We start from the raw sequence: 25,342 nt of genomic DNA, 5'->3' as shown, positions 1-25,342 counted from the left end.
TCCCCCGAATTCAGCCCTGGCAGTTCGTACCTGCTATAGCATGATCCCGAAAAATCGCAGACTTTCGAAGAAGATCATGCGTCTAATCAATAAGTTAGAACCTCTATTTCGATCCAGGCTCTAGCGCGCCGCCAGATTGGCGACCGGAAAAATCGAGCAGGTTTCGGTGCCGAAAGCGAGCAGTTTTCCTTGCTTGTCCTTCAGCGTGGCTTCCGAGACGGCGAGCGTGCGGCCCTTGTGCACGACGCGTCCCTCGCAGACGACCTCGCCGGTTCTGGGCGTGATCGGCCGCATCAAATTCACCTTGAATTCGGCGGTGGTGTAGGCTTCGCCGCGCTCGAGCAGCGTCTGGACCGAACAGGCCAGCGCCGAATCCATGATAGTGGCCGCCCAGCCGCCATGAACGCCGCCCAGCGGGTTCAGATGGCGCTCGCCAGGCAAGCCGCGAAACACTGCCCGTCCTTCCGAAACCTCGGTCAGGGCGAAATTCAGAACGGCGGAAATGGGCGGTGCGGGATATTTGCCGTCGACGATCCGCTGCAGAAGCTCAATGCCGGAAAATCTGGCTATGTCTTCGAAGGGGATGGTGCCGAGGCCGAGTGGGGAGACGTAACCCGGAAACAGTTCGACCTCGCTCATGCGGCATGTTCTCCGGTGGTGTGGGGTTCGTTCGGGCGGTGTTTTTGAAGCACGGCGAGAAACCCTGCCCTCGCATCGGGCGCCTCGATGCCACGCGGCTCGTAGACATGACGCGCGAAGAAGAATCCGGTGAGTTTAAAGCCATCCTTGATCGACGCACGATCGGCGCGCAGGCCGGAATTGCCGAGCAGGAAGGCGGGCAGCGCCAGCATCCGGCCGGCCCAGGGCGCGCCGGCAGTGCGCGAAACCGCGCGGCCAGTCTTCGGCGACACATAGGCAAGGTCGCTGCGCGCGCCGGTGGCGGCGCATTGCGTCAGATCGAGACCGAAACCGAGTTCGTCGAGCACAAGCAGTTCGAAGCGCACGACGAGTTCGCCGGCGGTGTCCGGATCGTCGAGATGCTCGATCATCAGGGCCAGCATCTCGTAAAGCCCGGAGTGCGGATCGCGTTCGGGCAGCAGGCGCAGATGCGCTGCAAGAGTCTGCAGTCCATAGACGGCGACAGCGCTGTCGAACAGCCGAGCCGCATTGAGTTCCAGCGGTTCGGCCTGGAAGGTGCCGAGATGTTCGTCGAGGCGCGCCCGCCAGATCAGGTCGACGCGGTTGCCTGCCTGGAGCAGCGGCTGCTGCTTGCGCGAGCGCCCGCCCCGCACAAGCCCCAGATGGCGGCCATGCGCGCGCGTCATCACCTCAAGTATGACGCTGGTTTCGCCATGCTTGCGGGCGCCGAGTATGATTCCTTCATCGCGCCATTCCATCGCCGGAGAGTTTACTCCTCAGTGCGGGAATTCAAGCCCCATCTCGCGGTAGCGCTCGGGGTCGTCGCCCCAGTTCTCGCGCACCTTCACGAACAGGAAGAGGTGCACCTTCTGCTCGAGGATTTCCCCGATGTCCTTGCGAGCCGCCTGCCCGATGGAACGAATCGTTTCGCCTTTATGGCCGAGCACGATCTTCTTCTGGCTGTCGCGCTCTACATAGATCACCTGCTCGATGCGCACCGAGCCGTCCGGCTTCTCCTCCCATTTTTCCGTCTCGACATGCGACGAATAAGGAAGTTCCTGATGCAGGCGCAGATAGAGCTTTTCGCGGGTGATCTCGGCCGCGAGCTGGCGCATCGGCAGGTCGGAGATCTGGTCTTCGGGATAGAACCATGGGCCGGCGGGCAGCGTTTCGGCGAGATGGTCGAGGATCGCGCCGCACCCCGCGCCGGTGAGCGCAGAAACCATGAAGGTGCGCTGGAAATCAACGCGCTCATTTGCGGTCGCGGCCAGCGCCAGCAGGCTTTCGGGCTTGACCCGGTCGAGCTTGTTCAGCACCAGGATTTTCGGCTGGCGGACACCGGCAAGGTTGGTCAGCATGGCGTCGGCGTCGCCCTTGATGCCGCGTTCAGCATCGATCAGCACCAGCACAACGTCGGCATCCTTGGCGCCGCCCCACGCGGTGGTCACCATCGCCTGGTCGAGACGCCGCCGCGGACGGAAGATGCCCGGCGTGTCGACAAAGACGATCTGCGCGTTCTTGTGGGTCGCGATGCCGCGGACGATGGCGCGCGTCGTCTGCACCTTGTGCGTCACGATCGAGACTTTCGCGCCGACAAGCTGGTTCACCAATGTCGACTTGCCGGCATTGGGCGCGCCTATCAGAGCGACGAAGCCGGACCGCGTCTCAGGCAGGCTTTCGGGCTCGATCACGACAGCTTTCCTTCTTCTTGCCAGACGCCTTCGCGGATCAGGAAGGCCGCTGCCGCGGCCTGCTCGGCCGCCTGCCTGGAGGGGCCTGCGCCACTGATGGCCGGAAAGCCTTCGGCCGCCACTGACACCGTGAAGATCGGCTCATGGTCCGGCCCTTCGCGGTTGATAATGGAATAGATCGGCCTCAGCCCGTCATGTTGCGCCAGCCATTCCTGCAGTTCGGTCTTGGCGCTGCGCAGCATTTTGGCCACTGTTTCCGCACGATGCTCCCAAAGGCGGGCGATGAACGCCCGGGCCGGTTCGAGGCCGCCGTCCAGATAGATCGCAGCAATGAGCGCCTCGACCGCGTCGGCGAGCGCGTTCCCGACCCTCCGGCCCTTCGCGGCCTTCGCCACAGGGTCGGCATGGATCAGTTTGTCCAGCCCGATCTCGATGGCGATCACGCCACAGCTTTCGCCGCTCACCAGCGCGTTGAGACGAACCGCGAGTTCGCCCTGGCGGGCTTCGGGATAGCGGCGGAAAAGCATTTCCGCGATGACGAGGCCAAGCACCCGATCGCCCAGGAATTCCAGCCGTTCATTGTCCGCGCCGTCGGCGCCCCTTTTGCTCGCATGCGTCAGCGCCCGCCGCAGCATCCCGGTGTCGCGGAAGGCATATCCGGTTCGCCCCCTGATCGCCTCCGCGAGTTCGTGTTCGGAAAGGCGCTTGGCGGCCATGTGATCGGTCAGCGGACGAAATTGAACAGGCGCGACGGGCGCATCTGCGTCGGCCATTTCCAGATTTCGAGCGGGCTTGCGCCCTCGGCGATCGAGAAGAAGATGATGTTGGCGCGGCCGACCAGATTCTCTTCCGGCACGAAACCGACGGAGAAACGGCTGTCCGTCGAATTGTCGCGGTTGTCGCCCATCATGAAATAATGGCCCTCGGGAACGATGAATTCGCGCGTGTCGTCGCCGATCGAATTGGGCGTGAGATCGAGCGTGTCGTAGCTGACGCCGTTGGGCAGCGTCTCGCGGTAGACGTCGACCGGACCGCTGACTTCGGTGATGTCGGGATTGTCGATCTGCCCGACCTTCTCGCGCGGAACGGCTACGTCATTGATGAACAACTGGCCGTCCCTCACCTGTATCCGGTCGCCCGGCAGGCCGATGACGCGCTTGATGTAATCGAGCGAAGGATTGGGCGGCAGCTTGAATACGGCCACGTCGCCGCGTTCGGGCGCGCTGCCGAAGATACGGCCGGAAAAGATATTCGGTGAGAACGGCAGCGAATGGCGCGAATAGCCGTAGGACCATTTGGTGACGAAGAGATAATCGCCTTCGAGCAGGGTCGGCCGCATGGAACCCGAGGGGATCGAGAAGGGCTGAAACAGGAATGTCCGGATGACCAGCGCCAGGATGAGGGCCTGCACGATGACGCTGACGGTCTCGCCTAGCCCGCCGCTTTTCTTCTCGGTTTTTTCAGCCACGCTCATGAAGTCCTCGTTTCGTCGGTTGGGTATAAGGGCTCGACGCGCGCTGGGCAACGTCCATGCCGGCGGCAAAAGCGCCAAGAAGATGGCCGTTATTCGACCGGCAGTGCCTCGATGATCACGAAGGCTTGCGCCAGCGGAAAGTCGTCCGTGATCGTCAGGTGGATCGCCGCCCGGTGGCCGGACGGCAGCATTTTTTTCAGCCGCGCAGCCGCGCCGCCGGTCAGATGAATTGTCGGCTTGCCTCCCGATAAATTGACCACGCCCATGTCGCGCCAGAACACCCCCTGCGACATCCCGGTGCCGAGCGCCTTGGCGCAGGCCTCCTTGGCGGCGAAGCGCTTGGCATAGGAGGCCGCGCGCTCCTTGCGGCGGTCCGATTTCGCCTGCTCGATCTCCGTGAAGACGCGCGCGGTGAAGCGCTCGCCATAGCGGTCGAGCGATTTCGCAATGCGACGAATATCGATCAGGTCGCTGCCAATGCCGATGATCATGGATCAGATATTCCGGCTACCGGGCTTAACCGCGGGGATGGCCGCCAGTTCCGGCGGCAACTGGTCCGCCGGATAGGCCGGCACTTCGTATTCGGCGAGCGCGATCAGCGGCACGCCGACATCGGTCCTGCCCGCCGAGCGGTCGATGATGCAAGCGGCCGCCGCTACCTCGGCGCCGATCTCGCGCAGGCAGTCGATCGTCTCGCGTATCGAGAGCCCGGTGGTGACGATGTCTTCGACAATCACGACACGCGCGCCCTTCTCGATATCGAAACGGCGCAGCCGGAACTTGCCGTCCTCGCGTTCGACCCAGATCGCAGGCGCGCCGAGATGGCGCGAGGTCTCATAGGCAGGAATGAGCCCGCCGATCGCCGGTCCGACGACATAGTCGATTGCGCCTGGAACTTCGGCGCGAATCTTGTCGGCAAGTGCGCGGCAGAGCTTTTCCGTTTTATCGGCATGCATGAAGACGCGCGCCTTCTGAAGGAATATTGGACTCCTGAGGCCGGACGTCAGGATGAAGTGCCCTTCGAGCACGGCGCCCGCTTCGCGGAAAATATCCAGAACTTGTTCCGTATCCATCATCATCCCGATGCTTCAGCCATTGACACGCCGCGCTTCGCTGACGCTCGAATTGTCCTTGAGCTGCGACAGCAGCCGGTTCAGATGCTTCAGATCCCACACTTCCAGGTCGATCAGCATTTCGGTGAAATCCGGCGCGGTGCGCACCATGGAAAGGGTATGAATGTTGGCGTCGTTGACCGCGACCACCTGGGCTATCTCGGCGAGAGAGCCCGGCGCATTGATCGCGGTTACGGAGACCCTCGCCGGAAACCGCTCCTTGGTCGCCTCGTCTATGTCCCAGCGTACGTCGATCCAGCGCTCCGGCTGGTCGTCGAAATCGGTCAGCGAGGGCGACTGGATCGGGTAGATGGTGATGCCGGCGCCCGGCTGGACGATGCCGACGATGCGGTCGCCCGGCACCGCGCCCTCCGGGGCGAAGCGCACCGGCAGGTCGCCGCTGATGCCCCTGATCGGAACACCGTTGTCCTTGGCTTCGCGCTTCTCCTTGCGCGACGCCCGGCCCGGAATCTGAAAAAGCATGCCGGCGGCATTGCGTATTTTCGACCAGCCCTCTTCGCGCTGCTTCGGCGCCGGCGTGATACGCTCATCCTTGTAGTCGGGATAGACGGCCTTCATCACGTCGGTGGACGACAGCTCGCCGCGCCCCACCGCCGTCACCACGTCGTCGACGTCCTTGCGGGCCAGACGATGCAAAACCGGCTTCATGCTGTCTTTGGAGAACTGCTTGCCGGCGCGCTCGAAAGCGCGTTCGAGGATTCGGATGCCGAGACCGGAATATTGCTTGCGGATCGCGTTCTTGGTGGCGCGGCGGATGGCGGCGCGCGCTTTTCCCGTTACCACGATGGATTCCCAGGCGGCGGGCGGAACCTGCGCCTTCGAACGGATGATCTCGACCTCGTCGCCATTCTTGAGTTCGGTCATCAGCGGCATGATGCGGCCATTGACCTTGGCCCCCACGCAGGTGTCGCCGACATCGGTGTGGACCGCGTAGGCGAAATCGATAGGCGTCGCGCCGCGCGGCAGGGCAATCAGCATGCCCTTTGGAGTGAAGCAGAACACCTGGTCCTGGAACAGCTCCAGTTTGGTATTTTCGAGGAAATCCTCCGGATTGTCGCCTTCGGCAAGCTGCTCGATGGTGCGCCTCAGCCATGCATAGGCATTGGTCTCCTTGGAGATCGCGTGGCTGGCGCCGTTCACCTTGCCGCCCGTATCCTTGTAGAGCGCGTGCACGGCGACGCCATATTCGGCGACCTTATTCATCTCGCGCGTGCGGATCTGAAGCTCGATGCGCTGCCGTGACGGCCCGACGATCGTAGTATGGATCGAGCGGTAGTCGTTCTGCTTGGGCGTCGAGATGTAGTCCTTGAAACGTCCTGGAACCATCGACCAGGTCGTGTGGATGGCGCCGAGCGCGCGGTAGCAATCCTCGACCGTGCCGACGACAACGCGGAAGCCGAAAATGTCGGAAAGCTGCTCGAAAGAAAGCGCCTTTGCCTCCATTTTCCGGAAAACCGACCATGGCTTCTTTTGCCGGCTTTTGACGACCGCCTCGATCGCGTGCTTCTCGAACAGGGCCGAAAGTGACTTTTCGATCTCCTCGACCACGCCGCGGTTGCGCCTGAAAATATCGGCGAGCCGCTCCGTCACCGTGCGATAGGCTTCCGGATTGATATAGCGGAACGCCAGTTCCTCCAGTTCCTCGCGCATGCCCTGCATGCCCATGCGCCCGGCGAGCGGCGCATAGATTTCCATCGTCTCCTCGGCGATGCGCAGGCGCTTCGTGTCGGGAACATGGTCGAGCGTGCGCATATTGTGCAGGCGGTCCGCCAGCTTCACCAGAAGGACGCGCACATCCTCCGAAATCGCGAGCAGCAGCTTGCGCAGATTCTCCGCCTGCTCGGCTTTTTTCGAGACGAGGTCGAGCTTCTTGAGCTTGGTTAGCCCCTCTACAAGCTTGCCGAGGTCGGGGCCGAACAGTTCGTCGATCTCCTGGCGGGTGGCCGTCGTGTCCTCGATCGTGTCATGCAGCAAAGCGACCGCGATCGTCGCCTCGTCCATATGCATTTCGGTGAGGATGGCGGCGACTTCGAGCGGATGCGAAAAATAGGGATCGCCCGAGGCGCGCCGCTGGTGCCCATGCTTCTGCATCGCATAGACATAGGCCTTGTTGAGCAGCGCCTCGTTCACGTCGGGCTTGTAGCGCTGGACGCGCTCGACAAGCTCATACTGACGCATCATGGGCTAAGTCCCGGACTATAAAAGAGATCATGCGCCGCATCGGATGATACGGCGCATGCCATAGATAACCACCAAACCGGCGGCGCGAAAGTACCGGCGGTCGTTTCAAGCGCTGCGGCGAGAGCTTTTCAGAATTCGCTCAGCGCTAGCTGGCCGGCTGAGCAGAATTGTCAGAAAGCGCGCTCAGTAGTCGTCGCTCTTTTCAGGCGCCACCAGGCCTTCGATGCCGGCGAGAAGATCCTCTTCTGACATGCGGTCGAAGGTGATGTTTTCTTCCGCTTCGTCGGCATCGGCGGCAATTGCTGCGGCGTCGGTCTGGTCGACCAGTTCCTGGCCGTCGCTCTCCGGCTCGTCGACCTCGACATGCTTCTGCAGCGAGTGGATCAGATCTTCCTTGAGATCGCCGGGCGACAGCGTCTCGTCGGCGATCTCGCGCAAGGCAACGACCGGATTCTTGTCGTTGTCGCGCGGCACGGTGATCTGCGCGCCCTGCGAGATCTGGCGGGCGCGGTGGCCGGCCAGGAGAACCAGTTCAAACCGGTTGTCGACCTTGTCGATGCAATCTTCAACGGTTACGCGGGCCATGGATTGCCCCTTTCATACGATGATGTAGTGGAAAACAGGCGCGGTCCATAACCTGAACCCGCGCCAAATACAAGCTTGAAGGCTTTTTGAACTGCCGCACGGGCGGTCAATCCAACACGGGATCACATTTTATTGCTTCGGACCGTCAAGGCTTGGAATGGGCCGGGGCGAACTCTAATTTCATTATGAGGCGGCCGGAACGTATTTCCCGTGCAACCGAGGGGCTAGCCCCCGCGTATTTAAAGTGATTGCTGTTTTTGTAGGGATATTACGGCCATGTTTGATCCTCGCGAAAAGATCGCCCTTTTCATCGACGGCGCCAATCTCTACGCCACCTCGCGCTCGCTCGGCTTCGACATCGACTATCGCAAGCTGCTATCGAGCTTCCAGAAGCGCGGCTATCTGCTGCGCGCCTACTACTACACCGCGCTGGTGGAAGATCAGGAATATTCGTCGATCCGTCCGCTGATCGACTGGCTTGACTACAACGGGTTCAAGGTGGTCACCAAGCCGGCGAAGGAATTCACCGATTCCACCGGCCGCCGCAAGATCAAGGGCAATATGGACATCGAGCTCACCGTCGACGCATTGGAACTTGCCGAAGTCGTCGATCACTACGTGATCTTTTCCGGCGACGGCGATTTCCGCACGCTGGTCGAAGCCTTGCAAAGGCGCGGCCGAAAGGTCAGCGTAGTGTCCACAATGGCCTCGCAGCCGCCTATGATATCCGACGATCTGCGCCGCCAGGCCGACCATTTCATCGACCTGATGACGCTCAGGAGCGAGATCGGACGCGATCCTTCAGAGCGGCCGGTGCGGCGCGCCGAGCCTGCCGAAGCCGAGGAAAGCGAATTTTGATCGCGTGACCCGCCAGCTTTTCGCCGAGCCATCGCACGATTGTCCGCTCTGCCCGCGTCTCGCCGACTTCAGGACGGCGTGGCGCGTCCGCGAGCCAGGCTGGTTCAACGGACCGGTGCCGACCTTCCTGCCGCCGGAAGGCGAAGACGTGGTGCGGTTCCTGATCGTCGGGCTGGCGCCAGGTTTGCGCGGCGCCAACCGGACCGGCCGTCCCTTCACCGGCGATTACGCCGGCGAGCTGCTTTACGACACGCTCATTCGTTTCGGTTTCGCCCGCGGCCGCTTCGAAGCGCGACCGGACGACAGCCTGGAGCTGATCGGCACAGCGATCACCAATGCGGTGCGCTGCGTCCCACCCGAAAACAAGCCGGTCGGCCTGGAGATCGCGACCTGCCGCGCTTTTCTCATGCCGACGATCGGCCGCTTCCGAAATCTCGAAGCGATCCTGACGCTGGGCACCATTGCCCACCAATCGACCGTCCGCGCGCTTGGCAAGCGCGTCGCCGATTACCCGTTCAGGCACGGCGCCAGCCAGAGCGCCGATGCAGTCAGGCTGTTTTCGAGCTATCACTGCTCGCGCTACAACACCAATACCGGACGCCTGACGGCGGAAATGTTCGTGGAGGTGTTCGCGGAAGTGGCTGAGTTCCTGGCGCGGCAGCAGGTGGAAACGTCATAGCCATCGGGAAGTAAATAGCGGCCGCAGCCTCACCCCCGCTCCTTGAGCAGCCGACCCTTCTCCCGGTTCCAGTCGCGCTGCTTTTCGGTCTCGCGCTTGTCGTGCAGTTTCTTGCCCTTGGCGACGGCGAGCAGCAGTTTTGCACGGCCTTTGTCGTTGAAGTAGATCTTCAGCGGCACCATGGTCATGCCTTCGCGCTCGACGCTCTGCGCCAGCCGCGCCATTTCCCGCTTGTTGAGCAGGAGTTTTCGCCGCCGGCGCGGCTCATGGTTGAAGCGGTTGGCCTGCAGATATTCCGGCAGATAGGAGTTGATCAGCCAGATCTCGCCGCCTTCGACCGAAGCATAGGAATCCTGGATGTTGGCCTGCCCCTGGCGCAGCGACTTGACCTCGGTGCCGGTCAGCGCCAGCCCGGCCTCCACCGTGTCGACCACCTCATAGGAAAAACGCGCCTTGCGGTTTTCCGCGACGGTCTTGTTGTTCGGATCGGCTTTCTTCTGGTTCATGACGTCACGTACACTTCAGGTGAGTTCTCGAGGCTCGCTGTCGCTCGCACTCAGATGAGGGGCGTTGTGCGACCTCCCTCCCGGCAGGCAATCGCTTACGGATTTGACGCTCGACCGCGCAAGACTTTCCTATCCCGAGGTGCGGGCCTCGAAGGACGCACGACGAGGACACAATCACATGGCGGCAGTGACGGGCTTTGGCAAGAGCCGACCTAATTGATCAACCCGGCATGCTTCATCGCCGCGTCGATCATCTCCGCGGTTGCGTCCTCGATCGTCACCAGCGGCGAACGCACAACGTTTTCGGCCTTGCCGAGCCGCGACAGCGCATATTTCGATCCCGAAACACCCGGCTCGATGAAGATCGCCTTGTGCAGCGGCATCAGCCGATCCTGCAATTCCAGCGCCTTCTCTTTGTCGCCGTTCAGCGTCGCTTCCTGGAATTCGGCGCAAAGGCGCGGCGCCACATTCGACGTGACGGAAATCGCGCCTACTCCGCCATGTGCATTGAAGCCGAGTGCCGATGCATCCTCGCCGGAAAGCTGGATGAAATCCTTGCCGCAGGTCATGCGCTGCTCCGACACGCGCTCGACCTTGCCGGTGGCGTCTTTCACGCCGACGATGTTCTTGAAGTCGCGCGCCAGCAGGCCCATCGTTTCCGGCATCAAGTCGATCACCGAGCGCGGCGGAATGTTATAGATCAGGATCGGCAGGCTGGTCGACTTGGCGACGGCTGCGAAATGCGCATAAAGCCCGCGCTGGGTTGGCCTGTTGTAGTAGGGCGTCACCACGAGAACAGCGTCGGCGCCGATTTCCTCAGCGTAGCGCACAAGTCCGATCGCCTCTTCCGTGTTGTTGGAGCCCGCCCCGGCGATGACCGGCACGCGGCCCTTCGCCGTTTCCACGCAAGCCTTTACCACCTGGCGGTGTTCGTCATGCGAGAGCGTCGGCGACTCGCCGGTGGTGCCAACCGGGACGAGGCCCTTGGTGCCCTCGGCGATCTGCCACTCAACAAAGGCGCGAAAGGCTTTCTCGTCGAAACCGCCACTCTTTTCGAATGGTGTCACGAGCGCGGTGATCGAGCCTCTCAGCATTACGTCCAACTCCCTGCAACCTTGCGGTTGGCCAGTCCTTTTCGAATGTCGCGGCTTTCTATCCGAAAGCGAAGCCGCGCACCATAGTCTCGCCACTGATGGGCGGCAAGAGTGTATTGGGCCACGATCTTTGAGGTATTGGGCGCTCGCACTGGCGGTGGGGTTCACCTGCTGAATCTGAGCTTCTGCGGACCCGCTCCTCTTGGCATCGTGCAAGAACAGGGACAAAGAACACCATGCCATTTGATTGGCCGACCCGTTTTGTGCTTGCGGGAGTACTCGCAACCATCGGCCCAGTCGCGGCGCTCGCACAGTCAGGCGAGTTGCCCTTCGCGCCGATTCCGCAACCTCGACCGCAAGCCGCGATCGAGAAGAATTTCGGTCCCGGAGCGTCGAAGGCATCCGTTGCAATCCGGCCGGATGTTTTCGTTGGCCGGGACGGCTTGGACGCCGGCGTTGCGAAGCTGGATTCCGGCTTGGAAGCGCTCTCGGACGGGGAGATCAACCAGGCGCGCGAGGTGCGCGACAGCCTTCCGGAGCGGTCCCTCGACCGCTACGTCCTGACCTGGGCGATCGCTGTCAAAGGCGGCGGACTGGCGCCGACCAGCGATATAGCGGCAGCGCAAGCGCTACCCGACTGGCCGGGAACGGCAGCGCTGCGCCGCAACGGCGAGAGGGCGCTTCTTCGCGAGAAGCCCGATCCGAAAGCCATCGTCCGGATGCTCAGCGACACTCCACCGGAGACGTCGGCAGGGGTGATCATCCTTGCGCGTTCGCATATCGCGCTGGGCGACCGCGAAGCGGCGCGCGCGGTGCTGTCGCCGCTCTGGCGCATGGAAAAGCTCGCCCCCAAGGACGAGGCGGCAATCATCAGGGAGTTTGGCGGGATCATTCCGGCCGCCGACCACCGCGCGCGCATGGAGCGGATGCTCTATGCGGAGCGAGTCAATTCGGCCAAGCGCGTCGCGGCGCTCGCCGGGGCGCAATCGCTGGCCGACGCCTGGACAGCGGTGATCAGGGGCGACCGCAACGCCGGCAAGCTCCTGGACAAGGTTCCGGCAGATCAGCGCTCGGCCGGCTGGTTTTTTGCCAAGGCCAAGTCCTTGCGCCGCGGCGGGAAGTTCACTGAGGCGGCGGAAGTGATGCTCAAAGCGCCTACGGACGGCGCGGTGCTCGCCGATGCCGACGCATGGTGGGTCGAGCGCCGGGTGCTTTCGCGCGAGCTCGTCGATCTAGGCGACATGAAGACGGCCTACAGGATCGCCGCTGCTCATGCGGCGGAAAGCCCGGCAAATGTGGCCGATGCCGAGTTCCATGCCGGCTGGTACGCGTTTCGCGGCCTGGCGGACGCCAGGACCGGTGCACGTCATTTCTCCCGCATCGCCGAAATCGCCGAGGGTCCGATCTCGCTTTCGCGCGCCTATTACTGGCTCGGCCGCGCGGCTGAAGCCGGTGCGGAGGGTGATGCCCGAACATATTTCGAGCGCGCCAGCGTCTACAGCACGACGTTTTACGGGCAGCTTGCCGCGCAGCGCATCGGGCGAGACAGGGTCGAGGTCGGTTACCCGCGCCCGTCAATGGCCGATCATGAGAGATTTGTGAGCCGCGAGCCCGTGAGGGCTATCAAGCGGCTCCAAGCCGCCGGCTATGACAGTCTCGCCGATACGCTCTGCCGCGAACTCGCCGCGGAACTCACCAGTCCCGGCGAACTGACGCTGCTTGCCGTCATGGCTGAAAATCGCGGCGATCATTACCTCGCGCTGAAGGTCGGCAAGATCGCATCGTCGCGTGGCATCGACATCGGCTCGCTTTCGCATCCGATGGGCGTCATCCCGTCATCGGCGAACATCTCGGGCTCGGGCAAGGCGCTCGCTTATGCGATCGCCCGCCAGGAGAGCGAGTTCAACATCGCCGCCGTCTCCGGCGCGGGCGCGCGCGGCCTGCTGCAATTGCTGCCCGGCACGGCCAAGGAGGTGGCCAAGAAAGCCGGCATCACCTATTCGAAGGCGCGGCTGACCACCGATCCAGGCTACAACGCGACGCTGGGCGCCGCCTTTCTCGGCGAGCAGCTCGGTCGCTTCGACGGCTCCTATGTGCTGACCTTCGCCGGCTATAATGCAGGACCGCGCCGCGCCCGCGACTGGATCAAGCGTTACGGAGATCCGCGAGGCAAGGACATCGACACGGTGGTCGACTGGATCGAGAGCATCCCGTTCACCGAAACGCGAAGCTATGTCCAGCGCGTGATGGAGAACTATCAGGTCTACAAGATGCGTCTGTCCGGAAAATTCGACATTGTCGGCGATCTGATCAACGGTCGCTGACAAGGGGCGTCTACCTTCACGCCCTGTCCCTATCGCGTAGCGCACTCGCCATTTGACCCGGCAATCCCCCACCTGTACCTCCTGAAAGGACATGCAGGCAGGACGGCGATGGCGGACGAAGGCTTCAGCGACTTTTACTACTCCTCGACTGACGGGCTGAAGCTCCATGCCAGGATTTATGGCGACGACGCGAACGGCACACTCCCGGTCGTCTGTCTGCCCGGACTGACCCGCAACGCGCGCGATTTTCATGAACTCGCGCTCCATCTCTCTCGTGACGCGAAAACGCCGCGCAAGGTGGTGACCTTCGATTACCGGGGGCGCGGCGGTTCTGCCTATGACAAGGAGTGGCAGAACTACAATATCGGTGTTGAGGCCGGCGACATTGTCGCCGGGGTGATTGCACTCGGCATCGAGCATGCGACCTTCATCGGCACGTCGCGCGGCGGGCTGATCATCCATGTGCTGGCGGCAACGCGCCCCGGCGCGCTCAAGGCGGTGGTGCTCAACGATATCGGCCCGGTGGTGGAAGGCGAAGGCTTCGCCCATATCCGCGCCTATCTCGAGCGCGCGCCGAAGCCGGCGAGCTTTGCCGAAGCTATCGCCATTCAACGCGGCACACACGGCCAGGCGTTTTCGGCGCTGACGGACCGGGATTGGGAGCGCATGGTGCGCGCCATCTATCGTGATGAGGACGGAAAGCCGGTCGCGGATTTCGATCCGGCGCTCCTGAAAACCGTCGCCGGCCTGGATCTGAGCCAGCCGTTGCCGGCGCTGTGGCCGCAATTCCAGGGTCTCGCCGGCGTGCCGATGCTGGCGATCAGGGGTGAGAACTCGAAGCTTCTGTCGGCCAGGACGCTGGAAGAAATGGCGCGGCGCCACCCGTCCATCGAGACCGTCACCGTCGAGGGCCAGGGCCACACGCCGATGCTGGAGACCGGCCTGCTCCCCGCCCGGATCGAAGCGTTTCTCGACCGGGCGGATCCGAATTCGGCCTGATTCCAGCGACTGCCGCCTATCAAGACACAGCCCGGACGAAAAAGACCCGGCGGTTGCCCGCCGGGTCTTTCAGTTCAGCTATGCCGGTTTGTCAGAATGAGCGCTGGATACGAAGGTAGCCACCGATTTCATCGCCGTCATTCTCGTCATTGTCGTCGCCGAGATTGTCGTAATAGGCAATCTCAGGCGTGACCCGCAGACCCGGAACCAGCATGTAGGCGACGTTGGCCACCGCCGCGAAAGCTTCCGATTCGTCATAGGACAGCTGGACGTTGACGGTCGCCTTTTCCGTCACTTCCATCGAGGCGCCGCCCCAGACGGCCCAATCGCCGTCCCAGGTCGCGTAGTAGCTGCCGGTATCGGTCGAGCTGTAGCCGGCGAGGATGAAGGCCGTGATCCTGTCCGTTGCATTCACGTCGAGGCGCACCTTGCCGGCCCATTCGTCCCACACGGAATCATAGCCGACAGCCGCCGAGACGCCGCCCCAGCCCTGCGTCAGCGAGGCGCCCGCGACGACGTGCGGAACGTAGCTGTCGAGGGTATAGCTTGCGGTGAAATCGGCAACGCCGTCATCGTCAAAGTCGAAATCCCGGTCCCCGGCCCCCTCTTCCAGGGCGATCGCCGCCTGGAAACCATTGGTTCCCGTAAAGGTGTAGGAGATCTGGTGGGTGCGGTCCGGCTCGTAATCGACGAGATCGTCATTGACCACGCCGCCGGCAAAGCCGGTCATGGTCACGAACAGCGAGTCGGTCTTGCCGACGCGGAAGCCGCCGAGTTCGATATAGGCATGCTCGATCTCGACCGCGTCGCTGGCGTCGGTGATGCCGCCGACATCGTTCGTCGTGTACTGGAAGTTTATGTGCGCATAGGTGCGCAAGGTGCCGAGTTCCGTCTCAGAACGGGAGTCGATCTGCAGCGCGGCGCGGGCCCGCTTGTAGTAGGTGTCGTTCTCGTCTTCGATGCCGTTCGCCAAATCTTCCTTGTCGAAGACGTCCTGGTGCCCGAAGAGGCCCACGCCGATGTCATAACGGAGATAGCCGCCGACGCGCAGGCATGTCTCGGTGCCCGGTATGTAGAAGAATCCGGTGCCGTATGTGTCGCAGACGCGCACATATTCCATGGGCTCCGGCTCGGCGATGACGACCGCATCGGCCGCGCGGGCTCCCGATACCGCCGCCAGGGCCGCGGCAGAACCGAGAAGCAGGGTTTTGAAGTTCATGGTAGCTCCTTAGGATTAGGGCGAGGCCAAGCTGTAGCAATAATTTGTGACAGGCTTGGCCCGGCGGAATCAGTTGCCCCCTCCCGGACGGCCTTCTTTGCCCTGACTTCAAAACTTGTTCAATGGTGAACCATTATTTTAGCGATTGCGCATCTGCCGCCGAAGCACTAGCGCCCGGCCCGCAACCGCGCCATTCATGGGGATTTGCACCGCGCTCCGTTACAGAGACTTATCGGCTGCCATAACGAAAACCCGGCGGTGGCCCGCCGGTCGGGTCATTTCAATATCCGCTCGCCGATCCGGGCAGGCGCGCAACAAAAGACCCGGCGGTGGCCCGCCGGGTCTTTCTCAGATCGACTGAATAAGCCGATTAGAACGTGCGCTGGAAGCGGAGGAAGCCGCCGATCTCGTCTTCATCATCATCCTCGAAGTCGTCGTCGAAGTTGTCGACATAGACGATTTCAGGCGTGATCACGAGGCCCGGAACGAGCGTGTAGTTCACGTTCGCAACGGCAGCGAAGTTCTCCTGCTCGTCATACGAAAGCTGGACGTTGATCTTGGTCTGCTCGGAAACGGTGAAGGTGCCACCGCCCCAAACAGCCCAGTCGCCGCCCCAGTTTCCGTAGTAGTTAGGGCTTTCGTCGCTGCCGAAGAAGTTGTTGTCGTCATCGTTGGAGGCATAGCCGGCCATGATGAAGAGAGAGAGCTGTTCGGTGGCGTTCACGTCCAGGCGAACCTTTGCGGCCCACTCTTCCCAGTTGGCGTCGTAACCGGCGACAGCCGAGATGCCGCCCCAGCCCTGCGTCCAGGCCAAGCCGCCAACCACATGCGGGACGTAGCTGTCGAGCGTGTAGAGGTTGCCGATTGTGGTAACTTCACCGGGATCGACAATGCCATCGTCATTGAAGTCATTGAAGAAGGAGCCTGAACCGCCGTCGCCTTCTTCAAGAGCGATCGCGGCCGAGAAGCCGTTGCCGCCGGTGAAGGTGTAGGCGATCTGGTGGGTGCCGAACGGACCGTAGCCGATCAGGTCGTCCTGGATCACGCCGCCGGCATAGCCGGTGAAGGTCGAGAACAGCGAATCGGTCTTGCCGATGCGGAAGCCGCCGAGTTCGATGTAGGCGTGCTCGATGCCGACAGCGTCGGATGCGTCGGTGATGCCACCCGGATCGTCCGTCGTGTACTGGAAGTTGATCGCGGCATAGACGCGAAGCGTGCCGAGTTCGGTTTCCGAGCGAGCGTCGGTGCGCAGCTGGAAGCGGGCGCGCTTGTAGTAGGCGTCGTTGGTGTCGAAGTCGCCTTCGGAGAGGTCTTCCTTATCGAAGACGTCCTGGTGGCCGAGGATGCCGACGCCGATGTCGTAGCGGAGATAGCCGCCGATGCGCAGGCAGGTCTCGGTGCCGGGGATGTAGAAGAAGCCCGTACCGTACACGTCGCAGACGCGCACATATTCCATGGGCTCCGGTTCAGCGATCACGACCGCATCGGCCGCGCGTGCGCCGGAAACTGCGACGAGAGCCGCAGCTGAGCCGAGAAGAAGGCTCTTGATGTTCATTTTCTGACCTCCAGTCAAAAGTTAAAAAGCGGGTCTGGGTAATTTTGCTGAAGGACAGCTTTCCCTGCCCCATCCCCAATGTCGAAAAAGATGCGCTGTCACGCCCCTTCCTCGAATCCGACAATACTCACGAGGGGACGGCGTTCAACAACGATCATACCCGCTGCGCGGGCTGCGGCACGCTATCCCGCATCGCTGTGGCACAAATGACACGATTTGGCGCCAGCCAGAAAGGACTCGTTAATGTCTCTTAATTCGATCGTGGCGCGGAATGAACCGGTGAAACGGCTGTTATCCGGCCCGTTACGCGTTCCAAGGGGAATCGGCCCGGCCTTGTCAATGAAGCCGCGTTCGCCTGTTTCGGCGATCTGCAAGCGGCGCGCGGGTTATTTTCGACATTATAATGCCTGGCTTATTGATTGTGGCGTCCGTTTTCTCTATCGGAGCGTTGCGCTGGAGAGGTGGCCGAGTGGTCGAAGGCGCTCCCCTGCTAAGGGAGTAGAGGCCAAAAGCTTCTCGAGGGTTCGAATCCCTTCCTCTCCGCCAGCTCCTAATCCCGACCCAAAATCTGTGCTTAAAGCCGTAATACATCCGCGATTCGGCGGTGGCGATCGGACATTCCGCGACCAGCTGGGGCGCATGGACCACGATTTCTCGCAACGTCCAGAATCTCGGCAGCGGCCCCCGCAGACATTCTGTCGGCAATTTGTGGATTGTAATCAAAGCGATAGCCGGTTGGTCACCGTGTGGCCTTCGGATTCTGACTGGAGGTCAGAAAATGAACATCAAGAGCCTTCTTCTCGGCTCAGCTGCGGCTCTCGTCGCAGTTTCCGGCGCACGCGCGGCCGATGCGGTCGTGATCGCTGAACCGGAGCCCATGGAATATGTGCGCGTCTGTGACGTGTACGGTACGGGCTTCTTCTACATCCCCGGCACCGAGACCTGCCTGCGCGTCGGCGGCTACATCCGCTACGACATCGGCGTCGGCGCCCTCGGCCACCAGGACGTCTTCGACAAGAAAGAGCTGTCGGAGGGCAATCTTGAAACCAACGATACTTACTACAAGCGCGCCCGCTTCCAGCTGCGTGTCGACAGCCGTTCGGAAACCGAGCTCGGCACACTGCGCACCTACGCCGCCATCAACTTCCACTACGACACGAAAGTTGTAGGAGTTGACGTTGACGGTGACGACATTAACGACGGCGTCGTCACCACCACCGGCGACAATGTCGGCATCGAGCACGCCTACATCGAACTCGGCGGCTTCCGCATCGGCAAGACCGACTCGCTGTTCTCGACCTTCACCGGCTATGCCGGCGGCGTGATCAACGACGACATCATCGGTTACGGCCCGTTCGGCACGCACCAGATCGCCTACACCTTCACCGGCGGCAACGGCTTCTCGGCCGCGGTCGCCCTCGAAGAAGGCGCTGGTGAACTCTATGCGCTGGACGACTATGTTCCGCATGTCGTCGGCGGCCTAGCCTGGACGCAGGGCTGGGGCGGCGTCTCGGCCGTTGCTGCCTACGACGCGGTCTGGGAAGAATGGGCCGCCAAGGTTCGCCTGGACGTGAACGCCACCGAACAGCTTTCGCTGTTCATCATGGCTGGTTTTTCATCCACGGACGACGAGTCGCTTGATGAGTTGTTCAACTACTACGGCAACTGGGGCGGCGACTGGGCTGTCTGGGGCGGTGGTACCTTCACCGTCTCGGAAAAGGCCAAGATCAACGTTCAGCTGTCTTATCATGAGTTGGAGAACTTCGCTGCCGTTGCGAACGTGAACTACACGCTCGTTCCGGGCCTCGTGATCACGCCTGAAATCGTCTATGTCGACAACTTCGACGACGACATCGACGACGATAGCGACGAGATCGGCGGCTTCCTCCGCTTCCAGCGCACGTTCTAATAGCACTTCGGTGCGCAGGTTGACCCGGACAGCTTCGTCCGGGTCAACCTTTCAGCAGATCGATCGTGGACTGCTGCTTTCGACGTGATTTTGACGGGCAACAAGTCAGGTGGCTGACGGAGAGGGGTAAACCTAGAGCAGGGTTTCGCTGGGGCTGCGGAATTTTGCGCATTGCGACCTGAGGCGAAGAAATGTCTCTCGCTATTGTCATTTTCTTACATTTCGGGCTTGTGCTTCATCGTCTTTTTATTCCGGGCGGGGGCGCTTGATTAATGAAACTTGACGAAGACAATAGGCTATGGAAAGATGGTATATCCTTCACTTCCTTCAGCTCGCAAACAGTCGACTATGCACTTTCCAAGCTTAGCAAAGTCGAAGCTTTCAGCATATCCGACCTTTTTTCCCTCTATAGAGACATTTTGTGGGACGACGGAAACCACAAATACAATGTCAGTTCCTTCCTTGGTGAACTAGACGAGATACTGCTCGGTGAACGCTTCAGTGTTCTTGACCAGGATACCGTCGACGGCCTGATTGGAAAATTGCGCGAACGCGGCAACAGCAACGCAACCATCAATCGCAAGATGGCGGCGCTCAGCAAATTGCTGCGCAAGGCATATAAAATGGGAAATATCCACAACCTTCCGGAGTTTCGGCGGCAAAAAGAGCGAGCCGGACGAATTCGGTTTCTGGAGCGGGATGAAGAGGACCGCCTGTTCTCGGCCGTGAAAGCCAGGTGCGAGAATAGCTACCGGCTCTGCATCTTCCTGGTTGACACCGGTTGCCGCCTGGGCGAGGCGATCGGGCTCATCTGGAACGATGTGCACGATCACCGCGTCTCCTTCTGGATAACGAAGTCGGGGCGCAGCCGAACCGTTCCGCTCACGGCCCGGGCGCGGGAATCGCTGGTCATTGGAGGCATTCGCGCGAAGGGGCCGTTCTCGATGCTGAACCAGCCCAATTTCCGGGCAATCTGGAACGACGCCAAAGCGGAAATCGGCTTGGGGACGGATATGCAGGTGGTTCCGCATATCTTGCGCCACACCTGCGCTTCCCGCCTCGTCCAAGGCGGCATCGACATTAGGCGGGTCCAGATGTGGCTTGGCCATCAAACCCTTCAGATGACCATGCGCTATGCGCATCTTGCAACCAACGACCTCGATTCCTGCGTCGGCGTCCTCGAACGCAGGATCGCCTAGAGCCTTTCTGGCGGGCGAAAAGGGACCGGAACCTTCGGTCCGCCGGCCCGTTTTTATGACGATCGCCTGCTGATCGATCCCCTTCGAACAGGAAAGGAAATCGTCATGAAACTCAAAATGCTCCCGATCGCAGTTCTCGCGGCGACGCTTGCCGGCGGCGCCTTTGCGCAGACAGGCCCGGTTGTAGCAGCCTGAGAATCGGCTTCGAAACGGCGGGTCACGGCCCGCTGTTTCGTTTCGCGCTATTCTGGATCCGCAGCCAGTATCTCCGCCAGAAGCGACAGGACCGCGTCCCGCTCCATCGGCGTGACGATGTCCGTCTCGAACAGGCGTAGGCTGCGCATGCCTTCGAGGGCAAGGAATACGGCAAGCGCGCTGCTTTCATCCTTTGCGTTGGCTTTCAGCCGATCGAGCAGTTGACGCTTGAAGCGGCCCACGGGCACCAGAAGCTCCGGATTTGCGGCCATGGCCGCAAGGACCCCGGTCGGCGGGGGTAAGGCTTGCTCAGCGACGAACAGGTCGAGATAAGCGACGGCGAGACTGTTCTGTCCGCCGCCATATGCCTTTTCCTTCTCGTTCAAGGCAGCGTCGAATTCGCCCAGATGCTGCTCGACCAGCGCTTCGAGAAGCCTCGACTTCGACGGGAAATGATAAAGCAGCCCGCCTTTCGACACCCCTGCCCGCTCTGCGACAGCGTCGAGCGACAGGTTTCCCGGGCCGACATCGCGCGCCAAAGTAGCCGCCGCCGACAGTATTTTCTCGCGCATGCCCTTTTTCACGGACCCAAACCAGCCTTTGACAGTCATCCGGAACCACATCCGGAGGTTGACAATACCGTCCAGACGGTACAGTAAACGCCTCGGTTTGCAAGTGGTTGCGGCGAAGCTTGCAAGCCGCAGTCATTCGTCGTCGAATCGTCGAGCCCGGTGTCATTCATGATCAAGCGCCTCATCATCGCCTTCGTCCTGCTCGTGCTGATCTGCGGCGGCGTCATCGGCTTCAATATCTTCCGCGACCGGGCCATCGAGCAGTATTTCGCCAACGCGCCGGTCGCGCCGGTCGCCGTGTCGACATCGGTCGTCGAGCCGATGAAGTGGACGCCCGGCATCGAAGCCATCGGGACCGTGGGCGCTGCGCGCGGCGTCGACCTGACGGTGGAGACGACCGGGATCATCAGGGACATATTGTTTTCCGCCAATCAGCGTGTCGACCAGGGCGAGGTTCTGATCCAGCTCGACGACGCGGTACAGCGCGCCGACCTCGCCGCCGGCTTGACGCAGGCAGCTCTCGACAAGACCGCCTACGATCGCGCGCTCGAACTGCAACGGCGTGGCGTCGGAACCGATGTGAACGTGGAAGCGGCGAAGGCCGCGGCAGACGCCTCCGCATCCCAGGTCGCCAAGTTTCAGGCCGTCCTCGACCAGAAGCAGCTGACGGCGCCGTTTGCCGGCACGATGGGCATTCCCCGCGTCGATGACGGCCAATATATCGCGCCCGGCACGATCGTCGCCACGCTGCAGGATCTCGACACGATGCGCGTCGATTTCTCGATTCCCGAGCAGCAGCTCGACCTGGTCGAGATCGGGCAGACGGTACGGCTCGGCACCAACTCCGCCGATATGAAATTCAGCGGCTCGATCATCGGCATCGAGCCCAAGGTCGATCCGGTGTCGCGGCTGGTCTCCATCCGGGCGGAGGTCGTAAATCCCGAAGGCCAGCTCAGCCCGGGTCAGTTCGTTCAGGTGCGCGTGCAACTGCCCGAGGAGGACGGCGTGCTCGCATTGCCGCAGACCTCTGTCGTCTCCAGCCTCTACGGCGATTATGTCTTTGTCGTGCGGCCGGCGGAAAACAAGGCCGGCGCAGCTGAGGCCGCTCAGCCGGCGCAGGAAAGCGCGGCGCCGGCCGCCAATCAGCAGAACGCGGAACCTGCCCTCGTAGTCGACCAGGTCTTCGTCACCACCGGCCGCACATCCCAGGGACTGGTCGAGGTTCTGAAGGGCGTCAAGGCCGGCGACCAGATCGTCACCGCCGGGCAGAACCGGCTGTCCAACGGCACGCCGGTCAGGGTCGACAACACCGTCAATCCGGCAAACATAACGGCCGCAAAATGAGCTTCTCCGACATCTTCATCCGCCGGCCGGTCCTGTCGCTCGTCGTCGCCTTCATGATCCTGCTCCTGGGCTTCCAGGGCATATTCAACCTCTCAGTGCGCCAGTATCCGGAAGTCGAGGAGACCGTGATCACCATCACGACGGTCTATCCCGGCGCCAGCCCCGATCTCATCCAGGGTTTTATCACCGCGCCGATTGCGGCCGCCGTGGCAACGACCGAAAACATCGACTACGTCACCTCGCAGAGCCGCCCTTCGACGAGCGTCGTCACCGTTCAGATGCAGCTCGGCTCCAATCCCGACGTCGCTCTCACCGAAGTCATGTCGAAGGTGCAGCAGGTCCGGGGCCAGTTGCCGAGCGACGCCGAGGACCCGACCATCGTCAAGGGAACCGGCCAGCAGTTCGCCATCATGTATCTGGCGATGCAGAACCCCAACATGACCTCCGAGCAGCTCACCGAATATATCGAGCGGGTCATCAGGCCGCGCCTTTCCACCGTGCAGGGCGTGGCGGAGGTGCAGATACTCGGCGCGGCGAATTATTCGATGCGCGTGTGGATCGACCCGATACGCCTTGCCGCCCGCGACCTCACGGCGGCCGACGTGCTCACCGCCATCCAGTCGTCGAACTATCTGTCGGCGCCCGGCAAAACCAAGAACGAATACGTCGCCTATTCGATCACGCTGCAATCGACGCTGCAGACGCCGCAGGCCTTCGCGGAGCTGCCGCTGCAGTCCAGGGACGGCAATGTTGTGCGCCTGCGCGATGTCGCCAAGGTCGAGCTGGCGGCCGAAAGCACCGACACGGTCGTCAACTTCAACGGCGAGCCGGGCACATTCATCGGCATATTCCCGACGCCGGCGGCCAACCCGCTGGACACGGCAGCCGCCGTCATCGACGAACTGCCGGCGATCCAGGCCAGCCTTCCCGAAGGCATGACGGTCACCATGGTTTACGATGCGACCGAGACGATCAGCGCATCGATCGAGGAGGTGTTCACGACGATCGCCGAGGCCGTGGTGATCGTGGTTGTGGTGATCCTTCTGTTCCTCGGCTCGTTCCGGTCGGTGCTGATGCCGGTCGTCACCATCCCGCTTTCGCTAATCGGCGTCTGTTTCCTTCTGTTCGTGCTCGGTTATTCCATCAACCTCCTGTCGCTCTTGGCCATGGTTCTGGCCATCGGCCTGGTGGTCGACGACGCCATCGTGGTGCTGGAAAACATCCACCGCCATATCGAGGAAGGCTTGACGCCGATGCAGGCGGCGTCGGTCGGGATGAAGGAGATCACCGGGCCGGTTATCGCCATGACGATCACGCTGGCCGCGGTGTTCGCGCCGCTGATGTTCACCGGCGGCCTGACCGGATCGCTGTTTCGCGAATTTGCCGTCACGCTCGCCGGGGCCGTCATCATTTCGGGCGTCGTCGCGCTGACGATCACGCCGATGATGTCGGCGCGCATCCTCAGGGCCGATATTCACAGCCGTTTCCAGCGTTTCGTCGACCGCACCTTCGACCGGGTCGCCAACCGCTACGAGCGGCTGGTGTCCGGTTCGCTCGACTATCGGCCGGTGACGCTGATGATCGTCGTCGCCCTGATGGGCGTCACCGGATACATGTTCTTCAAGACCTCGAGCGAACTGGCCCCGGAAGAGGATTCCGGCGCGCTGTTCTCGCTCATCCAGGCGCCGCGCTACGCGACGTCCGAATATACCAGCCTCTATGCCGACCAGATCCGCGAGCTGACCAAGGATATTCCGGAGCTTCGGGCGAATTTCTCCATCGTCGGAATGGGCGGCGAGACGAATTCGGGCTTTGCGGTCTGGGCGTTCAAGGACTGGGCCGAGCGCGACCGCTCGCAGGCGGAGATCCAGCAGGACATCCAGGGCCGGCTGGCGCACGTGGCCGGTGCGCAGGCGCTGGTATTTGCGCCGCCCTCCCTGCCCGGCGCCGGCGGCGGCCTGCCGATCTCGCTGGTGATCCAGTCCACCGGCGACCCCAGCCAGGTGTTCGAGGTCGCCGAGCAGATCAAGCAGGAGGCGCAGGCGACCGGACAATTCATCGTCGTCCAGAACTCGCTGGCCTTCGACGCGCCGCAGGTGACGATCACGATCGACCGCGACCGCGCTGCGGCTCTCGGCCTGCCGGTCAGGGACATCGGAACGACACTCGGCCTGCTCGTCGGCGGCGGCTCTGTGGCCCAGTTCGACCGCGATTCCAACAGCTACGACATCATCACCCAGGTGCCGGAGGAATTCCGCAACAATCCCGAAAAGCTCGGCCATTTCTATGTCCGCGCCGTTTCGGGAGAAATGGTGCCGCTTTCGGCGGTGGTGAACATATCGACGAACGCCTCGCCCGCGTCGATCGAGCAGTTCAACCAGCTGAATTCGGCGACGATCACCGCGCTTCCCGTGCCCGGCGTCACCACCGGCGACGGCCTGGCGACGATCGAGAACATCGCCCGTCCGCTGCTGCCCGCCGGCTTCTTTATCGACTATTCGGGCCAATCGCGCCTGGAGGCGGAACAGGGCAACACGATCCTGATCGCGTTCGCGCTCGCCGTTATCGTCATCTACCTGGTGCTCGCTGCGCAGTTCGAGAGCTTCCGCGATCCGCTGATCATCATGATGTCGGTACCGCTGTCGATCTTCGGCGCCATCGTTCCGCTCAATCTCGGCCTTGGTACCCTCAACATTTACACGCAGGTCGGCTTGATCACGCTGATCGGCCTCATCACCAAGCACGGCATCCTGCTGGTCGAATTCGCCAATCAGCAGCGCGAGCTGCATGGCCTGTCGCGGCGCGAGGCCATTGTCGCCTCGGCGAAAGTGCGCTTGCGGCCGATCCTGATGACCACGGCGGCGATGGCGCTCGGCGTTGTGCCGCTGATCATCGCCTCCGGCGCGGGCGCGGCGGCGCGCTATTCGATGGGCCTGGTGATTTTTTCGGGCGTTCTGGTGGGCACGATGTTCACGCTGTTTGTCGTGCCGATGTTCTACACCTTTATCTCGCGCCGGGAACTTGTGCAGCACGAGCCGCTGGAACCGGTCCAGCCCGCAGCGCATTGAGGGGGCATGGAAAGTTCGCGGGCCTCCGCCAAACCGAACCCGCCCCTCATCCGCCTGCCGGCACCTTCTCCCCGTGAAGAACGGGGAGAAGGGACAAGCGGCAACTGCCCCCGCACAA

Annotated in this window: 22 protein-coding genes and 1 tRNA gene; 9 read left to right on the top strand and 14 right to left on the bottom strand. The window is 62.1% G+C overall.

Annotation, left to right across the window (positions count from 1 at the left end; all coding sequences use genetic code 11):
* Nucleotides 1–120: 120 nt before the first annotated feature.
* The 9 genes from ABVK50_RS07980 to rpoZ form a co-directional block, all read right to left on the bottom strand.
* Nucleotides 121–639, bottom strand: a complete 519-nt coding sequence (locus tag ABVK50_RS07980) for a PaaI family thioesterase (RefSeq protein WP_353642069.1) — start codon at nucleotides 637–639, stop codon at nucleotides 121–123.
* Nucleotides 636–1,397 (bottom strand): DNA repair protein RecO, encoded by a 762-nt coding sequence (recO, locus tag ABVK50_RS07975; RefSeq protein WP_353642070.1) that lies wholly within the window; start codon nucleotides 1,395–1,397, stop codon nucleotides 636–638. The genes ABVK50_RS07980 and recO overlap by 4 nt, the downstream gene beginning before the upstream one ends.
* Nucleotides 1,398–1,415: 18 nt before the next feature.
* Complete coding sequence (gene era, locus ABVK50_RS07970) at nucleotides 1,416–2,330, bottom strand: GTPase Era (RefSeq protein WP_353642071.1); 915 nt, start codon at nucleotides 2,328–2,330, stop codon at nucleotides 1,416–1,418.
* Complete coding sequence (gene rnc, locus ABVK50_RS07965; protein WP_353645986.1) at nucleotides 2,327–3,046, bottom strand: ribonuclease III; 720 nt, start codon at nucleotides 3,044–3,046, stop codon at nucleotides 2,327–2,329. The genes era and rnc overlap by 4 nt, the downstream gene beginning before the upstream one ends.
* Nucleotides 3,047–3,054: 8 nt before the next feature.
* Complete coding sequence (gene lepB, locus ABVK50_RS07960) at nucleotides 3,055–3,804, bottom strand: signal peptidase I (protein WP_353642072.1); 750 nt, start codon at nucleotides 3,802–3,804, stop codon at nucleotides 3,055–3,057.
* 89 nt (nucleotides 3,805–3,893) lie between these two features.
* Nucleotides 3,894–4,295, bottom strand: coding sequence for a holo-ACP synthase (gene acpS / locus ABVK50_RS07955; RefSeq protein ID WP_353642073.1), 402 nt, complete (start codon nucleotides 4,293–4,295; stop codon nucleotides 3,894–3,896).
* 3 nt (nucleotides 4,296–4,298) lie between these two features.
* Nucleotides 4,299–4,877: an orotate phosphoribosyltransferase gene (pyrE, locus tag ABVK50_RS07950; RefSeq protein ID WP_353645987.1), complete on the bottom strand. Its 579-nt coding sequence runs from the start codon at nucleotides 4,875–4,877 to the stop codon at nucleotides 4,299–4,301.
* A 15-nt stretch (nucleotides 4,878–4,892) separates the two neighbouring features.
* A complete protein-coding gene (locus ABVK50_RS07945) occupies nucleotides 4,893–7,118 on the bottom strand; it encodes a bifunctional (p)ppGpp synthetase/guanosine-3',5'-bis(diphosphate) 3'-pyrophosphohydrolase (protein WP_353642074.1) in 2,226 nt (741 codons plus the stop codon).
* 183 nt (nucleotides 7,119–7,301) lie between these two features.
* Nucleotides 7,302–7,703: a DNA-directed RNA polymerase subunit omega gene (gene rpoZ, locus ABVK50_RS07940; protein WP_353642075.1), complete on the bottom strand. Its 402-nt coding sequence runs from the start codon at nucleotides 7,701–7,703 to the stop codon at nucleotides 7,302–7,304.
* A gap of 276 nt (nucleotides 7,704–7,979) precedes the next feature.
* Here rpoZ and ABVK50_RS07935 point away from each other — a divergent pair, with 276 nt between their 5' ends.
* Nucleotides 7,980–8,561, top strand: a complete 582-nt coding sequence (locus ABVK50_RS07935) for an NYN domain-containing protein (RefSeq protein WP_353642076.1) — start codon at nucleotides 7,980–7,982, stop codon at nucleotides 8,559–8,561.
* A 4-nt stretch (nucleotides 8,562–8,565) separates the two neighbouring features.
* Nucleotides 8,566–9,240 carry a uracil-DNA glycosylase gene (locus tag ABVK50_RS07930; protein ID WP_353642077.1) on the top strand — a complete coding sequence of 225 codons (675 nt, stop codon included), beginning with the start codon at nucleotides 8,566–8,568 and terminating at the stop codon, nucleotides 9,238–9,240.
* A 29-nt stretch (nucleotides 9,241–9,269) separates the two neighbouring features.
* On the opposite strand, the gene smpB is transcribed toward ABVK50_RS07930, so the two are convergent.
* Both smpB and dapA read right to left on the bottom strand, forming a co-directional pair.
* The gene (smpB, locus tag ABVK50_RS07925; RefSeq protein WP_353642078.1) at nucleotides 9,270–9,746 is read right to left on the bottom strand and encodes an SsrA-binding protein SmpB; all 477 of its coding nucleotides are present in this window, start codon (nucleotides 9,744–9,746) and stop codon (nucleotides 9,270–9,272) included.
* A gap of 212 nt (nucleotides 9,747–9,958) precedes the next feature.
* A complete protein-coding gene (dapA, locus tag ABVK50_RS07920; protein ID WP_353642079.1) occupies nucleotides 9,959–10,840 on the bottom strand; it encodes a 4-hydroxy-tetrahydrodipicolinate synthase in 882 nt (293 codons plus the stop codon).
* A gap of 236 nt (nucleotides 10,841–11,076) precedes the next feature.
* On the opposite strand from dapA, the gene ABVK50_RS07915 reads away from it, so the two are divergent.
* Complete coding sequence (locus tag ABVK50_RS07915; RefSeq protein ID WP_353642080.1) at nucleotides 11,077–13,164, top strand: lytic transglycosylase domain-containing protein; 2,088 nt, start codon at nucleotides 11,077–11,079, stop codon at nucleotides 13,162–13,164.
* A gap of 108 nt (nucleotides 13,165–13,272) precedes the next feature.
* Nucleotides 13,273–14,163, top strand: coding sequence for an alpha/beta hydrolase (locus tag ABVK50_RS07910; RefSeq protein WP_353642081.1), 891 nt, complete (start codon nucleotides 13,273–13,275; stop codon nucleotides 14,161–14,163).
* Between the two features lie 91 nt (nucleotides 14,164–14,254).
* Here ABVK50_RS07910 and ABVK50_RS07905 read toward each other — a convergent pair whose 3' ends face one another.
* Nucleotides 14,255–15,382 carry a porin gene (locus tag ABVK50_RS07905; RefSeq protein WP_353642082.1) on the bottom strand — a complete coding sequence of 376 codons (1,128 nt, stop codon included), beginning with the start codon at nucleotides 15,380–15,382 and terminating at the stop codon, nucleotides 14,255–14,257.
* Between the two features lie 370 nt (nucleotides 15,383–15,752).
* Complete coding sequence (locus tag ABVK50_RS07900) at nucleotides 15,753–16,937, bottom strand: porin (protein ID WP_353642083.1); 1,185 nt, start codon at nucleotides 16,935–16,937, stop codon at nucleotides 15,753–15,755.
* Nucleotides 16,938–17,392: 455 nt separating this feature from the next.
* Between ABVK50_RS07900 and ABVK50_RS07895 the strand changes: the two genes are divergently transcribed.
* The 3 genes from ABVK50_RS07895 to ABVK50_RS07885 all read left to right on the top strand — a co-directional run bounded on the left by ABVK50_RS07895 (nucleotide 17,393) and on the right by ABVK50_RS07885 (nucleotide 20,045).
* Nucleotides 17,393–17,483 (top strand) — tRNA-Ser (locus ABVK50_RS07895).
* 232 nt (nucleotides 17,484–17,715) lie between these two features.
* A complete protein-coding gene (locus ABVK50_RS07890; RefSeq protein WP_353642084.1) occupies nucleotides 17,716–18,846 on the top strand; it encodes a porin in 1,131 nt (376 codons plus the stop codon).
* 272 nt (nucleotides 18,847–19,118) lie between these two features.
* Complete coding sequence (locus tag ABVK50_RS07885) at nucleotides 19,119–20,045, top strand: site-specific integrase (protein WP_353642085.1); 927 nt, start codon at nucleotides 19,119–19,121, stop codon at nucleotides 20,043–20,045.
* Between the two features lie 242 nt (nucleotides 20,046–20,287).
* Here ABVK50_RS07885 and ABVK50_RS07880 read toward each other — a convergent pair whose 3' ends face one another.
* On the bottom strand, nucleotides 20,288–20,812 hold the full coding sequence (locus tag ABVK50_RS07880; protein ID WP_353642086.1) for a TetR/AcrR family transcriptional regulator: 525 nt from the start codon (nucleotides 20,810–20,812) through the stop codon (nucleotides 20,288–20,290).
* 168 nt (nucleotides 20,813–20,980) lie between these two features.
* Here ABVK50_RS07880 and ABVK50_RS07875 point away from each other — a divergent pair, with 168 nt between their 5' ends.
* Both ABVK50_RS07875 and ABVK50_RS07870 read left to right on the top strand, forming a co-directional pair.
* Complete coding sequence (locus ABVK50_RS07875) at nucleotides 20,981–22,156, top strand: efflux RND transporter periplasmic adaptor subunit (protein WP_353642087.1); 1,176 nt, start codon at nucleotides 20,981–20,983, stop codon at nucleotides 22,154–22,156.
* Nucleotides 22,153–25,224, top strand: coding sequence for an efflux RND transporter permease subunit (locus ABVK50_RS07870; RefSeq protein ID WP_353642088.1), 3,072 nt, complete (start codon nucleotides 22,153–22,155; stop codon nucleotides 25,222–25,224). Before ABVK50_RS07875 ends, ABVK50_RS07870 begins: the two co-directional genes overlap by 4 nt.
* The last annotated feature ends 118 nt before the right edge of the window (nucleotides 25,225–25,342 follow it).

It is taken from the genome of Mesorhizobium sp. WSM2240 (genome assembly GCF_040438645.1).
GTDB lineage: Bacteria > Pseudomonadota > Alphaproteobacteria > Rhizobiales > Rhizobiaceae > Allomesorhizobium.
Note: the sequence above shows the minus strand (reverse complement) of the source record. Positions and strands in the feature narration are given on the sequence as shown.